Source organism: Stutzerimonas kunmingensis (assembly GCF_021432085.1).
Classification (GTDB): domain Bacteria; phylum Pseudomonadota; class Gammaproteobacteria; order Pseudomonadales; family Pseudomonadaceae; genus Stutzerimonas.
The window spans coordinates 1,405,485-1,419,563 of record NZ_CP090366.1; the positions used below are offsets into that span (position 1 = coordinate 1,405,485).

A 14,079-nucleotide genomic window follows, 5' to 3' on the forward strand; every position below is an offset into this window, starting at 1 on the left:
AGGAAGCCCATGGAAACTCGCAACAGGCTGGCGGGCGTCGCCGGCTCGCTCGCCGCATCGACGCTCTTCGCAACGCTGTATTACTACACGTCGCTGCTCGAGCCGCTGAGTGGCCAGCAGATCTACGGCTGGCGCATTCTGCTCACCGCACCCTGCCTGGCGTTGCTACTGCTCGCCATCGGTCGCTGGGGCGAAGTCCGCGAGATTCTGGTGCGCCTGCCAGCCGAACCGCGGCTGTGGCTAGCGCTGCCGCTGTCTTCGGCGCTGGTCGGCTTGCAGCTGTGGCTGTTCATGTGGGCGCCGATCAACGGCCACGGGCTGGACGTTTCGCTCGGCTACTTTCTGCTGCCGCTGACACTGGTACTTACCGGGCGCCTGGTTTTCGGCGAAACGATCAGTCGATTGCAACGCCTGGCCTGTCTGCTGGCGGCTGTGGGCGTGGGCAACCAGCTGCTATTGGCTTCGTCACTGTCATGGCCGGTACTCGCCGTTGCCCTGGGCTACCCGTGCTACTTCGTTCTGCGCCGCAAGCTCGGCACCGCCAGTCTTGGCGGGCTCTGGGTCGACCTGGTCATCAGCTTGCCGGTTGCTGCGCTGTTCGTCCTAGGCAGCGGTGAAACGTTGAACCTGCTTGCCGGCAATCCCCGCCTGACATTGCTGATCGCCGGCCTGGGCGCGCTCAGCGCGCTGGCGCTGGGGCTGATGATCAACGCCAGCAAATACCTCAGCCTGACCCTGTTCGGCCTGCTCAGCTATGTCGAGCCGGTACTGTTGGTGGTCGTGGCGCTGCTGCTTGGCGAGAGCATCGCGCCGGACCAGTGGCTGACCTACGGGGCGATCTGGGCGGCGATTGTGGTGTTGGTCCTCGAAGGATTGCGGGCGCTGCGTCGGGGGCGAGGGTAGCGTTGGTAGTCATTGATCAGGTGCCGAGGTTTCATCGGGCAGGCGCCGGCTGCTAGGGCAGAAAGCGGCACTGCATGGCCGCCGCTCAAGCCTGTTAGTTGCTAGATCATCTGCTGCGCAACCAGCCCGGCGACAATGGCCAGCCCCAGCGCGCCGAGCAGCATGCCAAGGCGCCATGCGGATTTACCTGGCTCACGAGCAGGAGCGGCGGCAACAGGTGCCGCCGCGTGCAGCGGGTTCGGCGTGGCAGGGCGGGGGCGGGAAGGTTTCGGCTGGGGGGCGACCGTGGCGGGCAGGTCGGTGGCGCGGACGAATACGGTAGCGTCTTCGTCGACGACTTCCGGGGTGCTGACCTTGGGCCCGATCACCAGCAGTGTGGTATTGCCCAGCTGGATCTGGTCGCCCGGCTGCAGCACAGCGGTCGTGACCTTCTCGCGGTTCACCAGCAGGCCGTTGGCTGAGGCCAGGTCCTTCACTTCCAGCACATCGCCCTTGAGGTAGAACTCGGCGTGGCGGCGGGACAGCTCCGCATCGCTGAAGCAGAGTTCGCATTTCACCGAGCGGCCAAAGGTCATCGAGCCGGTGATGTGGTACTTGTGGCCCTGGTTCTCGCCCTTGACCACCTGCAACAGCCAGCGCGGGGCGCTCGCCACCTTGGCGCCGGCCTTGGCCGGATCGACGATCTGCAGTTCCAGCGCGCCCAGGCGCAGGCGGTCGCCGGAACGAATCTGGTAGTGCTCGCCGACCTTCTCGTCATTGACGTAGGTGCCGCCAGGCGTGCCGAGGTCGGTGAGGTAATAGAAGCGGTTTTCCAGCAGCAGTTCGGCGTGAAATGGCGCGACCCCGGTGTCGTTGGCCACCAGTTTGTTGCTGCGGTCCGAACCGAGGGTGAAGCGTTCATCGGCAAGCCAGACCGGACTTTGGCGATTGTCAGCGAAGTGGATCCTGAGCATGGCGCGGTACCTTTTAGCGGAGCGGGCGACGGTCTGAGCCAAACGGCGCTCGGCGAATTATTGGTTGAATATCCGGTTCCACAGGCGCTTGACCGGGTTGGCCGGCGCTTGCGAGGTCTGCGTGTTGGTCGGCGCGGCGCGTGAGGTGCTGGCCGTTGTGCGTTTCACCGGGCGCGGGGCCCGGGCCTTGGCAACCCGCTGAGCATGCGCGTCGTGCAGCGCGAGCAGGGGCGCATAGTCCGGGGTGGCTTCCAGCCCCTGCTGGATGTACTCCAGCGCAAGGGCGAACTCGCGGCGCCCGTAGGCTGCTTCGGCTAGCTCGACATAACGCTCGCTGACCTGTACCAGCCCGTTGCGGGCCACCTCGTTTTCCGGCAACCAGCCCAGCACCTGCTGGTAGTAGTGCACCGCGCTGTCTTCGGCGGGTTGCAGCAACTGATCGTTTGCCAGCCGTTGCGCCGCCAGTTCCAGTGCCTGGGCGATGCGCGCATCGAGCACGCGGCGTATGCCGTCGAGGGCCTCGACATTGTCCGAATCCAGGCGCAGGGCCTGGCGGTAGTAGTAGTCGGCATTGTCGAACGCCGGTGCAGTCAGTTGCCCCTCATCCAGGCGTGCCTCGGCGCGCGTGAGGTAGTCGTTGATGCGGCTGTATTGCAGCCACTGGTAGCCGCCGGCGGCCAATGCGGCGACTGTCACGATCAGCGCCGCACCGATCACCGCCCAGCGTCCGATGCCACGACGTCGACGGCGGCGTCTTGTCGGCGCCTCGATGAATGCCGCCGGTGCGATGCGGGTCTGGTCCATGTCCGGCTCGGTGAGCGTGTCGATGGCTGCCAGCAGCTCACGGCAATTGCCGAAGCGCTCATCCGGCTGCTTGGCCAGCATGCGGTCGAGCAGTGGCTGGTAGGGCGCGAGCGCTGGCGGCAGTTGCGGCAAGGGCATCTGCAGGTGGTTGAGCACGGTTTGCGGATAGCTGCTGGCGCGGAACGGGTTGGTCCCGGTGAGCATCTCGGCGAGTATCACGCCGAGGCTGTAGATGTCGCTGCGGGCATCGAGTGGCTGGCACTGGGCCTGCTCCGGGCTGCTGTAGGCAGGGCTGCCGACGGCGATGCCGAAGTGGGTGAGCTCGTTATCCAGCTCTACGGCCTTGGCTACGCCGAAGTCGGTGAGCACCACGCTGCCGTCGTCACGGAAGAGGATATTGGCTGGCTTCACGTCTCTATGGACTAGCCCGCCGTCGTGCACCACCGCCAGGCCGCCGGCCAGCTGACGGATGATGTCCAGCGCGCGCGATGGTGAGAAGACGATGCCGCGGTGTTGCGCCAGGTCGCCCCCGCCGAGGTATTCCATGGCCAGGTAGTGCCGGCCATCGGCGATCTGGCCGATGTCGTGGATGGTGATGATGGCCGGGTGGCGCAGCGAGGCGACGATATGGCCTTCCTGGATGAAGCGCTCGGTGAACGCTGCATCTTCCGTGCGCAACAGCACCTTGACGGCCACCTCGCGATCCAGCGACAGCTGGGTGGCCAGATAGACCTCGGCCATTCCGCCTTTTCCGAGCCGCTTGTGCAGGCGATAGCCCGGTATTTCCAGCATCCGATGCATTGTAGAAACTCGCGCTTGCTTACGACTTGAGGGGTTTTAACAGCATGTTGATGAAGCGCCGCCCGCGGGACTCGGCCGCCGGGAGGGGGGCGGTGCGGCCGATCACGATGCAGGAGATGTTGTCGCGGCCGCCGTGTTCATTGGCCTGGTCGATCAGCTGTTCCACCAGGTTCTCGAGGGTATCGGCAAAGGTGCAGCTGGCATGGATCTGCGCGTCGGTCAGCTCGTTGGTCAGGCCGTCACTGCATAGCAGCAGCAGCTCGCCGGGCTTGAGGGTGCCGCTGTGCGCACCGACTTCCAGCGGCGCCTCGCGTCCCAGGCAGCGCAGGATGATGTTGCGCCAGGCGTGGCCTTGAGCCTCGGCCGGCTTCAGCTCCCCGGCGTCGATCATCATCTGCACCCAACTATGGTCCCGCGTAAGCTGCTCGATACCGTTGGAGGTGACCAGATAGGCGCGGCTGTCGCCGACCCAGGTGAGTTCGAAGTCGGCACCCGTGAAATGTGCTGCGACCAGCGTGGTGCCCATGCCGTCGTCCACAGCCGCGTCAAGTACTGCCTGGTTGGCGTGCTGAACCGCTGTCTGCAGCGGATTGCCGCCCTCGATCGCCTGCTGCAGCGCAGACAGTGCCAGGCTGCTTGCAACCTCCCCGCATTGATGCCCACCCATGCCGTCGGCGATGGCCCAGAGCCCCAGCTCCGGCGCGCAGAGCAGTGCATCTTCATTATGGCTGCGCCTGCGCCCTGGCGAGCTTTGCCCGGCGTAGTCCAGCAATGAATCAGAAAGGGTAGGTTGCATGCGAGGGCCTGCGGCACGACGTCGAGCGAGCATGATGCGTGGGGCTCGTAGGGCTGTCATCGACCAGCACCGCGACAAGCGCAAAACTGTTAACTCGCGCAAAGGGCAGCTTTATTTTTCGGCTGTTATCCGCGAATGCTGGTAGCCCGATATGAGCAAGCGCGTTCACGCAAACCGGCCAGCTAAAAGTTACTATTGCTGGCGCTGCTTCCCTGTAGTCTCGGCTTCCGCTCCTCACTGACACACCTGTCGTCGCTACAACCATCCGTTTCAGTCACGAGGAGCAAACCATGCGCTTGGCCGATTTCATTCTGGAAAACATCGAACCCATCCTTCAGCAGTGGGAAGATTTCGCCAAGACGATGACACCCGCCGCCAACGGCATGGATTCGGTGGCGCTGCGGGACCATGCGGAGCAGATGTTGCTGGCGATCGCCGCCGATCTGCGCACGGCCCAATCGGTGAAGGTGCGGATCGCCAAATCCCATGGGAAGGCGTCGCCGTCACGAGATGCCACTCCCGCGGAAACCCACGCTGACATCCGCTACTCGTCGGGCTTCACGATCGCGCAGGTCATCGCCGAGTACCGGGCATTGCGCACCAGTGTGCTGGTCCTGTGGATGTCGTCCGATGCAACGTCGAAAGAGCACGAGATTTCGGACATCATCCGCTTCAATGAAGCGATCGATCAGGCCCTCGCCGAGTCTGTGGTCTGCTATGCGGACGCCGTGGATGCCGCGCGAAATGTCTTTCTCGGCATATTGGGCCACGACCTGCGAAGCCCCCTCGGCGCCATATTGCTGAGTGCTGACGTACTGCTACGCACAGCGGATCTGCCCCCAAAGCCGACCATCAACGTGTCGCGTATCTATACGAGCGTCAAACGCTCCATCAAGATCGTCGGCGACCTGTTGGACTTTACCCGCACGCACTCAGGCGTAGGCATCCCGGTGCGCATGGACAGCGAAGATCTGGCGCTCGCGTGTGAAGGCATGGTTGAAGAGGCGAGGGCATACAACCCCGACCGACAGATCGTCCTGCAGTCGGAGCCGAGTCTTCCTGGGCAGTTCGATAAATCGCGAATGGAGCAGGTGATTGCCAATCTGATTGGCAACGCCGTCGAGCATGGCGAGGCGGGGACACCGATCACGGTCAGCCTGAAAAGCGATGAGGGGATCGCCGCGCTGACGGTTCACAACGTCGGCCGGCCCATCGCCGAATCGGCAAAAAGCAGCCTCTTCAATCCGATGGTGCGTCACATCCAGAGCGGCAACGCCGAGTACGGTGCGGGCGCGGGGCTCGGCCTTGGACTGTATATCGCATCCGCCATAGTCGATGCTCACCACGGCAGTATCGAGTTCGAGTCGATGGCCGGTAGCGGCACCACGTTCACGGTGCGCATACCCCTGGGCGGCGAGCAGGCTGCATAGTGCAGCCCACCTCAAGCAGCGGCTATCTGCTCAATTCGTACGCGCACATGTTGACTGTTGCCGCCAGATTCAGCGATTCGATGGCGCCACACCCGGGAATCGTGAATGGCTGGGCTTTGAGTGAGGCCAGCTGTTCGCGTGGCACGCCGCGGGCTTCGTTGCCGAACAGGTAGCAATCGAAGGCGCGGAAACTCGCCGATTGCACCGGCTCGCCGCTCATATCCAGGCAGGCGATGCGCTCGAAGCGGGTGTGCAACGAATCCAGTCCAACATCCAGCTCCATCGGCGCATGAAAGATAGCGCCCATGCTCGAACGCACGACCTTTGGGTTGTAAGGGTCGACGCTGCCGGGGCTGAGCAGGCAGCGAAAACCACCGAACCACGCCAGCGTGCGCAGGATGGTGCCGAGGTTGCCCGGGTCCTGGATTTCATGCAGGTAGATGGCGCGCTCACCCGCGACGGCCGCAGCAACCGGCGCGCCTGTCGCTGGCATCGGCACCAGCGCAACGATGCCCTGCGGGGTCTTGGTATCGGCGATCTGCGCCATCTGGCGATCGCTGATCAGGTGGGTCTTGAACGGGCTTTGCCAGTGCTCGTAGGCGCTGGTCACATACAGCTCGCTGCGTTGCAGCAGCGGGTTATGCAAGGCCGCCTTCTGCAGCTCCAGCACCAGATGCTCGCCCTCCACCAGAAAATGCCCGAACTCGGTCCGGTACTTTTTCTGGTGCAGCTTCTTGATGTCGTCGAATTTCATCAGGGCGGCGCTCAGTTGCTCTGCACTTCGGTGTGTTCCACTTCAGCCAGCATCGACTTGGCCAGCGCCTCGGCGACCTTGATGCCATCCACGCCTGCCGAAAGGATGCCGCCGGCGTAACCGGCGCCTTCACCGGCCGGATACAGACCGCGCAGGTTGAGGCTTTGCAACGTCTCGTTGTCACGGGTGATGCGCACCGGCGACGACGTGCGGGTTTCGATTCCGGTAAGCACCGCATCAGCACGATCGAAGCCGCGGATCTGCTTGCCGAACGCCGGCAGCGCCTCGCGGATCGCCTCGATTGCATATTCGGGCAGTGATGGCGCGAGATCGCCCAGGCGCACGCCCGGTTTGTAGGAGGGCTCGACCTCGCCGAACGCGGTCGATGGCACGCCGCGAATAAAGTCGCCGACCAGTTGCGCGGGGGCGCAGTAATCGCTGCCACCCAGCTCATAAGCGCGCGATTCCAGGCGCTCCTGCAGCTCCACGCCGGCCAGCGGGTCGCCGGGGAAATCCTGCTCAGGGTTGATGCCTACGACGATGCCCGCGTTGGCATTGCGTTCGTTGCGCGAGTACTGGCTCATGCCGTTGGTCACCACGCGGCCTGGCTCGGAGGTGGCGGCAACCACGGTACCGCCGGGGCACATGCAGAAGCTGTAGACCGCACGGCCGTTCCTGGCGTGGTACACCAGCTTGTAGTCGGCGGCGCCGAGTTCCGGGTGGCCGGCGTACTTGCCCAGCCGGGCCTGGTCGATCATCCCTTGCGGGTGTTCGATGCGGAAGCCGATGGCAAACGGCTTGGCCTCGATGAACACGCCCTGGCGATGCAGCATGCGCACGGTATCGCGGGAGCTGTGCCCCAGCGCCAGCACCACATGGCGACTCTTGATCGTCTCGCCGCTGGCCAGCACCACGCCTTCGAGTTGGCCATCGTTGATCACGAGATCGGTCACTTTGCTCTCGAAGCGTACTTCACCGCCGAGGGCGATGATCTCCTCGCGCATGGTCGAGACCACACCGGTGAGCCGGAAAGTGCCGATGTGCGGCTTGCTCACATACATGATCTCGGCCGGTGCGCCGGCACGAACGAACTCGTGCACCACCTTGCGCGCGTAGAACTTGGGGTCCTTGATCTGGCTGTAGAGCTTGCCGTCGGAGAACAGCCCGGCGCCGCCCTCGCCGAACTGCACGTTGGATTCCGGCGTCAGGACCTTCTTGCGCCACAGCGCCCAAGTGTCCTTGGTGCGGCTGCGCACATCCTTGCCGCGCTCCAGCACGATGGGCTTGAAGCCCATCTGTGCGAGCAACAGCGCGGCGAAGAGTCCGCAGGGGCCGAAGCCCACCACCAGCGGGCGCTCGCTCAGATTGGCTGGCGCCTGGCCTACAGGGTAGTAGTTGGTGTCCGGCGCTGGACGCACGTTGTGGTCATCGGCAAAACGCGCCAGGACGGCCGCCTCGTCGCGGGCCTCCAGATCGATGATGTAGATGAACAGAATGACGCTGTTCTTCTTGCGCGCATCGTAGCTGCGCTTGAATACGGTGAAATTCAGCAGATCGGCGTCGCTGATGTTCAGGCGTTTGACGATGGCCTGGCGCAACTCATCGGCGGAATGATCGAGGGGCAGGGACAGCTCGTTGATGCGAATCATGGCGGTAATCCTGGCCGGTGACTCCGGCAGAGGAAGAAGAAGGGGCGGGGAGTAGGGCGCGGATTGTACCCGTCGCCGCTCATGCCTGTCAGGCTGCGCTGATGGCCTTCCACGGCCTGTGTGCTGCGACCAGCGCCCGCGGGGCGGCATTATCGGCTTATAATCGCCGCCACTTTGCGTCCAATGGTTGTGCCTTGCTGCGCCTGTTGGTCCGTGTCTTACCTTGATTCTCCGTGGTTGGCTCTATCATGAAACGATCCAAAAGCAGCCGTCGTTGGCTGGATGAACACGTCAACGATCCCTTCGTCAAACGCGCCCAGAAGGACGGCTTGCGCTCGCGCTCCAGCTACAAGCTGATCGAGCTGAACGAGAAGGATAAGTTGATACGCCCCGGCATGCTGGTCATGGATCTCGGCTCGGCCCCCGGTGGTTGGTCGCAGGTGGCCGGCGGTATCGTCGGTGAAAAGGGTAGGGTGCTGGCGACCGACATTCTGCCGATGGGCGGGCTGGATAACGTCGACTTCGTGCAGGGCGACTTCACCGAAGACGCCGTTTTTCAGCAGATCCTCGACATGCTCGACGGCCGGCAGCCCGATCTGATCGTCTCCGACATCGCGCCGAACATCAGTGGCGTCGCCGCCGCCGACCAGGCCGCTTCGATGTACCTGGTCGAGCTGACCCTCGACATGGTTCGCCAGGTGCTCAAGCCCGGCGGCAACTACGTGGTCAAGGTCTTCCAGGGCGAAGGCTCGGACGACTTCCTCAAGGATGTGCGCAGCTCGTTCGAGAAGGTGTCGATCCGCAAACCGGAAGCATCGCGCCCGCGTTCGCGTGAGGTCTATCTGGTGGCGAAGGGGTTCAAGGGCTAAGGGCACTTTCAGTGCCCTGCCGCGCGTTCCGCTCCCGCTACATCTGAGCTGGCTGATACATCGATGGGCAATCAATGCTGACCTACCTCGTGCGTTATCCCTCGGCAGCGCTGCTGTTTGTCCAGCTGCTCGGCATCCTGCTGTACCCCTTCATGGAAAACACCCCGCTCGGCCGCGCTGCCTTTGGTGCATTCGGCGTTGTAGTGCTGGTCCTGGCGTTGCGCATCGTCAACCGGAGCCCGACGCTGCATTCGCTGGCGTTCCTGATGGCCGCTGCGATCCTCGGACTGACGCTTGCCGTCGAACTGACAGCCATGCCCGGCCTGCACCTGGCGTTGGTCGTGACCGAGTCGATGTTCTACTTCTACGCGGCGGCTGGCCTGATCGGCTACATGATGGAAGACCAGCGCACGACGACGGACGAACTGTTTGCCGTCGGTGCCACCTTCACGCTGCTGGCGTGGGCGTTCGCCTACGCCTATGCGGCCTGCCAGCTCGTTGCCCCGGGCAGTTTCGTCGCTATCCTGCAGCCGGATGAGCCTCGCTCGTGGATAGAACTGCTGTTTCTCAGCGTCACCGTACTCTCCGGTGTTGGCCTCGGTGACATCCTGCCGCTGCGGCCTGTGGCGCGGGCGCTGGTCATGCTCGAGGAAATTGCGGGGCTGATGTACATCGCCCTGGTCGTCTCGCGGGTAATCGGGCTGACCATCCGCCGTTAATGACGCCTCCTGCAACGCCGCCCTTCCGACTGCCCTGTCGCCGAGAGAAACGCCAGGCAAGGCCTTAGCCGATCGCCCGCAAGAACCGTCCAACCCGCTCCAGCACTACGTCCGGCTGCTCGCGATGCGGCACGTGGCCGACGTCGGGCAGCAGCGCCTGTTCGACATGGCCGCCGGCGTGCCGGGCGATCAGTTGCGGGTGGCGCTCGGAGCCGAATTCGTCGTTGTCGCCATGGATGGCCAGTGCCGGGCAGCGGACTTGAGGCAGGGCGTGGGCGAGGGTCCAGGAGGCGAAGTCGGGCGCGAGCCAGGTGTCGATCCACGCGCTGAGTACCCAGTCGCTGCGCTCGCCGTGGTAGCGGCGCAGGCGTTCGCGCTGTGCGGGGGCGGCGAACCAGCTTCTGGCCTGGCGGATGCCTTCCAGCGTGCGGGGTTCGACGAAGGTGACCGCCGACATCGTGATCATCGCCTGGCAGGCTGCGGGATATTGCGCGGCGCAATGCACCGCCATGCTGCCGCCGACGCTGTGACCGACCACCACAAAACGCTCGATACCCAGATACTCCAGCACTTGGGCGAAGCCATGCGCGGCTTCATCCTCGACGAAGGTCGGCGCAGGCGGAGCGGTCAAGCGGTCGGAGCGACCGAAGCCCAGCCGGTCATAGGCGACCACCGTGCGGCCGGTAGCCTGGGCGAGCGCGGCCGGGAAATCCTTCCACTGTTCGATGCAGCCGAGCGACTCATGCAGCAGCAGGATCGGTGCGCAGTTCGGACGCAGCGTGCCGGCGTCGGGGAACCAGCTGCGGACGAACATCTGCCCATGCGTGCTCTGTACCCAGAGGTCTGCCGGAGCGTTGCCAAGCGTTGCGCTAGTGGTCATGGAGGGCTTTCCTGAGCGGTGCGGACCACATAGCAGTACTGGTCTTTTACGTAAACGTCAACATGCAGTGGCGGATGTATCGACAGTGTGCTGCAGCCTTCGGGCAGGCAATGCTGCCGAAACCCGCACTGATGCGCGGCACAACGTGCGGGCGTTCTGGAGGCAAATCAGGTCAGCGCAGGGTTGGAGCCTGGCGGCATGGCCCGCTACGGCAGGAGCGCATCAGCTCAGATAACGCTGGAACCAGGCGATGGTGCGTTGCCAGGCCAGCTCAGCCGCCTGCTCGTCGTAGCGCGGGGTGCTGTCGTTGTGAAAGCCATGCTGGGTGCCCGGGTAGATGTAGGCCTCGTAGTGCTTGCCGGCCGCCTTGAGCGCGGCTTCATAGGCGGGCCAGGTTTCATTGACGCGCTCGTCGTGTTCGGCGAACTGGAACAGCAATGGTGCCTGAATCTTCTCCACATCCGCCGGATTGGCCTGACGGCCATAGAACGGCACTGCCGCCGCCAGTTCCGGGTATGCCACCGCGGCGGCATTGGCCACGCCACCGCCATAGCAGAAGCCGGTGATGCCGACCTTTTCGGTGGTGGCTTCATGAGCCATCAGCCATTCGATGGCGGCGAAGAAGTCGTTCATCAGTTTCTGCGGGTCGACCGCGGCCTGCAGTTCACGGCCCTTGTCGTCGTTGCCGGGATAGCCGCCGACCGAACTCAGCCCGTCCGGTGCGAGGGCGACGAAACCGGCCTTGGCCACGCGCCGTGCGACGTCTTCGATATAGGGGTTGAGGCCGCGATTCTCGTGGACGACAACGATGCCTGGCACCTTGCCCTCGGCCTTGGCCGGACGGACCAGGTAGGCGCGCACCTCACCGTGGCCGTTGGGCGATGGGTAGCTGACGTATTCGGCGATGATGTCCGGATCGGTGAAGGCGACCTGCTGGGCCAACGCATAGTTGGGCGTGAGCGCATCGAGCACCGCCACGGCGGCCGTGCTGCACAGCGTGAAGGCCGCGGCGCGGTCGAGGAATTCCCGGCGGCTGAGCTTGCCGTGGACGTAGAAGTCGTAGAGCTCGAGCAGTTCGGGGGCGAAGTCTTTCGCGGTAAGACGTTCCATCGGCGGCTCCGTCGAGTATCGAAAGCGATGCTGGGTGTTTGCGCTGACAGCGGGTGCAGCAGCCAGTGTAGTCAGCCGGGCTGCAGGCGCTGCGTTTGCAGACGATCTTTACGGTTCAGCGTGGCGGGCGTGGGCGAGGTGGCTCGACGGGCGTCAGCTGGCCGTCCTTGCCGAGGTGCAGGCGCATGAAGTCTTCGGCAAGCAGCAGCTTACCGGCGTAAAGGGCGCTGGCTTCGGCGCACAGGTCGTCGATCGAGTGACCACGCCCGGCGTTCTTCTGATAGCGCGCGCTGAAGTGGGTCAGCACAAGATTCGGCAGGCCGACCGTTTGCGCAAAGCGCGCCACCGATGCCGCCGTGCTGTGGCCAAAGTCATTGCGCGCGTCGTTGGCCACCGCTTCGGTGTAGGTCGCCTCGTGCACCAGCAACTGGGCGCCGCGGCAGGCGTCGGCAAGCAGATCGGGACGATCATTGTCGCCGCCGATGACGATGCGTTGCGGCGCACGGCTGAAGCTCAGGTAGTCGTCGCTGCGCAGTTTCCGGCCTTCGTGCTCGACATCGAAGCCGCGTGCCAGCTGGCCCCAGAGCGGGCCGCGGGGCACGCCGTCGCGCTCGAGGCGGTCGATGTCCAGCCGCGGATCAGGCCGGGCCTCGGTGAAGCTGTAGCCGTAGCAGGGCACACGGTGGGACAGGGCGGTGGCCTCGATGCGCATGTTCAGGTTGCGCCACTCGCCCAGCGATTCGACCGCGTGAAAGTCGAGGTCGTAGCCCAGCCAGCTCTGGCTCATCTCCAGCGTGGCGCGCACCCAGGTTTCGATGCCCTGCGGCGAGATGATTGTCAGCGCGGCCTTGCGCCCCATCATCCCGGCGCTGGCGAGCAGACCGGGCAGGCCGTAGCAGTGGTCGCCATGTACATGGGTGATGCAGATGGCGCGCAGGTCGTGCAGAGACAGCGGCGTGCGCAACAGCCGGTGCTGGGTGCCTTCGCCGCAGTCAATCAGGTACCAGCTCTTGCCGGTGTCCTCCAGCAAGGCCAGAGCGGTGACATTGCGCGCGCGGGTGGGGGTGCCGGATGAAGTGCCGAGAAATAACAGATCCACGCCGCCGTTCCTTCCTGCCGTTCAACTGATCCGCGAAAGGTTGAGCCTTTGCCGGCTCCGCTGCAATTGCATTTTTGCGACGCCGCGGTCCTGACCGGCCGGCTGGCCGAGCGCCGCGGACCTCGCACTGTCGCAGGGCCGCTTCAGAGGTACTTCAGCCAGGCAATGTCCCTGCGCCGTGCCTTGAGTTCGGCGAACCAGCGCACCGCCGGGAACAGCAGCACCGCCAGCGCCAGGGTGCACAGCCACAGTGGCCACACCGCATCGAAGCCGAAGTGATTGCCGCGGTTCAGACCCCAGATCGCCACGGCGGCGATGTAGAGCAGCTTCAGCACGTACAGGTGCAGCAGGTAGAAGAACATCGGGGCCGCGCCGAACACGCTGAGCGGTCGCAGCCAGGCGCGGCCCTGCTTGCGTTCGAAGCAACGCAGGAGCAGCAGGCCGCAACCCAGCGTCAGGCACAGGAACAGCAGCGACGGTGGGTACTTGGTGACGTTGAGCAGGCTCATCAGCGTGCGCAGGCCGTCCTCGCCGACGACCCAGGGCTGCTCGCCGTAGCTGTTGATCAGCCGCAGCAAAACGAAGGTCAGCAGGGCACCTTGAGCCCAGCCGCCCAGGTAGCGCTGGCGTCGCTCGGGGTCGGCGTTTCTGGCGAACCAGGGCCCGACAGCGTAGCCAAGGGCGATCACGCCGATCCACGGTAGCAGCGGGTAGGAGGTGCGCAGCTGCAGGTTTTCCGAAACCTCGATCCAGCCGCGGTCGTGCAGGATGGCCCAGGGGACGTGCAATGCTAAGTCTGCGGAGAACTGCAGCGGGTCGAGCAGGTTGTGGCCGCCAATGATCACCAGTCCCAGCACGATCAGCGCAGGGCGCGGCAGCCAAAGCAGCGCCGAGAGCGCCAGCATGCTCAGGCCGATCGCCCAGATCACTTGCAGATAGATCACCTGCGGCGGGAACTGGAACGTCCAGGCGAAGTTGACCAGGGTGAATTCGAGCGCCACCAGGAACAGCCCTCGTTTGAGCAGAAAGCTCGACACTGCACGGCGGTCCTGGTGCTTTTCGCCATAAAGAAAGGCCGACAGGCCGGTCAGGAAGATGAATACCGGAGCGCAGAGATGCGCCAGGGTGCGGCTGAAGAACAACGCCGGCTCGGTGACCGCCACGTCCATTGGGTCGGGCACCTGCATATGCAGCAGGAAGGTTTCGCGGACATGGTCCAGCAGCATGAACAGGATCACCAGGCCGCGCAGCGCGTCGATGGATTGCAGGCGCGCCGCGGCTGGCGGAGTGAAATCGGGGGAGGGCATGAGCG

The 14,079-nt window shown here is 64.4% G+C and carries 13 protein-coding genes; 4 read left to right on the top strand and 9 right to left on the bottom strand.

What is annotated here, in order from left to right:
* Positions 1 to 9 precede the first annotated feature (9 nt).
* Positions 10 to 903, top strand: coding sequence for an EamA family transporter RarD (gene rarD, locus LW136_RS06485; protein WP_041013258.1), 894 nt, complete (start codon positions 10 to 12; stop codon positions 901 to 903).
* 101 nt (positions 904 to 1,004) lie between these two features.
* On the opposite strand, the gene LW136_RS06490 is transcribed toward rarD, so the two are convergent.
* Genes LW136_RS06490 through LW136_RS06500 form a run of 3 tightly spaced genes read right to left on the bottom strand, consistent with a single transcriptional unit; the run spans position 1,005 to position 4,257 of the window.
* Positions 1,005 to 1,856 carry an FHA domain-containing protein gene (locus LW136_RS06490; RefSeq protein ID WP_041013259.1) on the bottom strand — a complete coding sequence of 284 codons (852 nt, stop codon included), beginning with the start codon at positions 1,854 to 1,856 and terminating at the stop codon, positions 1,005 to 1,007.
* 57 nt (positions 1,857 to 1,913) lie between these two features.
* A complete protein-coding gene (locus LW136_RS06495; protein ID WP_041013260.1) occupies positions 1,914 to 3,461 on the bottom strand; it encodes a serine/threonine-protein kinase in 1,548 nt (515 codons plus the stop codon).
* Positions 3,462 to 3,480: 19 nt separating this feature from the next.
* Positions 3,481 to 4,257, bottom strand: coding sequence for a PP2C family protein-serine/threonine phosphatase (locus LW136_RS06500; protein WP_041013261.1), 777 nt, complete (start codon positions 4,255 to 4,257; stop codon positions 3,481 to 3,483).
* Between the two features lie 290 nt (positions 4,258 to 4,547).
* On the opposite strand from LW136_RS06500, the gene LW136_RS06505 reads away from it, so the two are divergent.
* Positions 4,548 to 5,687 (top strand): sensor histidine kinase, encoded by a 1,140-nt coding sequence (locus tag LW136_RS06505; protein WP_234174777.1) that lies wholly within the window; start codon positions 4,548 to 4,550, stop codon positions 5,685 to 5,687.
* Between the two features lie 22 nt (positions 5,688 to 5,709).
* Here the strand turns inward: LW136_RS06505 and LW136_RS06510 are convergent, their stop codons facing one another.
* Together LW136_RS06510 and LW136_RS06515 are read right to left on the bottom strand one after the other, a co-directional pair.
* Entirely contained in the window at positions 5,710 to 6,441 is a 732-nt protein-coding gene (locus tag LW136_RS06510; protein ID WP_041013263.1) for a TrmH family RNA methyltransferase, read from the bottom strand.
* Between the two features lie 11 nt (positions 6,442 to 6,452).
* On the bottom strand, positions 6,453 to 8,090 hold the full coding sequence (locus LW136_RS06515) for an NAD(P)/FAD-dependent oxidoreductase (RefSeq protein ID WP_041013264.1): 1,638 nt from the start codon (positions 8,088 to 8,090) through the stop codon (positions 6,453 to 6,455).
* A 248-nt stretch (positions 8,091 to 8,338) separates the two neighbouring features.
* Here LW136_RS06515 and rlmE point away from each other — a divergent pair, with 248 nt between their 5' ends.
* Complete coding sequence (gene rlmE / locus LW136_RS06520) at positions 8,339 to 8,959, top strand: 23S rRNA (uridine(2552)-2'-O)-methyltransferase RlmE (protein WP_003300908.1); 621 nt, start codon at positions 8,339 to 8,341, stop codon at positions 8,957 to 8,959.
* 74 nt (positions 8,960 to 9,033) lie between these two features.
* Positions 9,034 to 9,678, top strand: coding sequence for an ion channel (locus LW136_RS06525; RefSeq protein WP_041013265.1), 645 nt, complete (start codon positions 9,034 to 9,036; stop codon positions 9,676 to 9,678).
* 64 nt (positions 9,679 to 9,742) lie between these two features.
* On the opposite strand, the gene LW136_RS06530 is transcribed toward LW136_RS06525, so the two are convergent.
* The 4 genes from LW136_RS06530 to LW136_RS06545 all read right to left on the bottom strand — a co-directional run bounded on the left by LW136_RS06530 (position 9,743) and on the right by LW136_RS06545 (position 14,074).
* Positions 9,743 to 10,558 carry an alpha/beta fold hydrolase gene (locus LW136_RS06530; RefSeq protein WP_041013266.1) on the bottom strand — a complete coding sequence of 272 codons (816 nt, stop codon included), beginning with the start codon at positions 10,556 to 10,558 and terminating at the stop codon, positions 9,743 to 9,745.
* Between the two features lie 222 nt (positions 10,559 to 10,780).
* Positions 10,781 to 11,668, bottom strand: a complete 888-nt coding sequence (gene yghX / locus LW136_RS06535; RefSeq protein WP_041013267.1) for a YghX family hydrolase — start codon at positions 11,666 to 11,668, stop codon at positions 10,781 to 10,783.
* 115 nt (positions 11,669 to 11,783) lie between these two features.
* Entirely contained in the window at positions 11,784 to 12,767 is a 984-nt protein-coding gene (locus LW136_RS06540; RefSeq protein WP_234174778.1) for a ribonuclease Z, read from the bottom strand.
* A 143-nt stretch (positions 12,768 to 12,910) separates the two neighbouring features.
* Positions 12,911 to 14,074: an acetyltransferase domain-containing protein gene (locus tag LW136_RS06545; RefSeq protein ID WP_234174779.1), complete on the bottom strand. Its 1,164-nt coding sequence runs from the start codon at positions 14,072 to 14,074 to the stop codon at positions 12,911 to 12,913.
* Positions 14,075 to 14,079: the final 5 nt, after the last annotated feature.

Excerpts from the sequence above, each read along its gene's own strand:
- rarD (WP_041013258.1), top strand. The coding sequence starts at position 10 with ATGGAAACTCGCAACAGGCTGGCGGGCGTCGCCGGCTCGCTCGCCGCA.
- LW136_RS06490 (WP_041013259.1), bottom strand. The coding sequence starts at position 1,856 with ATGCTCAGGATCCACTTCGCTGACAATCGCCAAAGTCCGGTCTGGCTT.
- LW136_RS06495 (WP_041013260.1), bottom strand. The coding sequence starts at position 3,461 with ATGCATCGGATGCTGGAAATACCGGGCTATCGCCTGCACAAGCGGCTC.
- LW136_RS06500 (WP_041013261.1), bottom strand. The coding sequence starts at position 4,257 with ATGCAACCTACCCTTTCTGATTCATTGCTGGACTACGCCGGGCAAAGC.
- LW136_RS06505 (WP_234174777.1), top strand. The coding sequence starts at position 4,548 with ATGCGCTTGGCCGATTTCATTCTGGAAAACATCGAACCCATCCTTCAG.
- LW136_RS06510 (WP_041013263.1), bottom strand. The coding sequence starts at position 6,441 with ATGAAATTCGACGACATCAAGAAGCTGCACCAGAAAAAGTACCGGACC.
- LW136_RS06515 (WP_041013264.1), bottom strand. The coding sequence starts at position 8,090 with ATGATTCGCATCAACGAGCTGTCCCTGCCCCTCGATCATTCCGCCGAT.
- rlmE (WP_003300908.1), top strand. The coding sequence starts at position 8,339 with ATGAAACGATCCAAAAGCAGCCGTCGTTGGCTGGATGAACACGTCAAC.
- LW136_RS06525 (WP_041013265.1), top strand. The coding sequence starts at position 9,034 with ATGCTGACCTACCTCGTGCGTTATCCCTCGGCAGCGCTGCTGTTTGTC.
- LW136_RS06530 (WP_041013266.1), bottom strand. The coding sequence starts at position 10,558 with ATGACCACTAGCGCAACGCTTGGCAACGCTCCGGCAGACCTCTGGGTA.
- yghX (WP_041013267.1), bottom strand. The coding sequence starts at position 11,668 with ATGGAACGTCTTACCGCGAAAGACTTCGCCCCCGAACTGCTCGAGCTC.
- LW136_RS06545 (WP_234174779.1), bottom strand. The coding sequence starts at position 14,074 with ATGCCCTCCCCCGATTTCACTCCGCCAGCCGCGGCGCGCCTGCAATCC.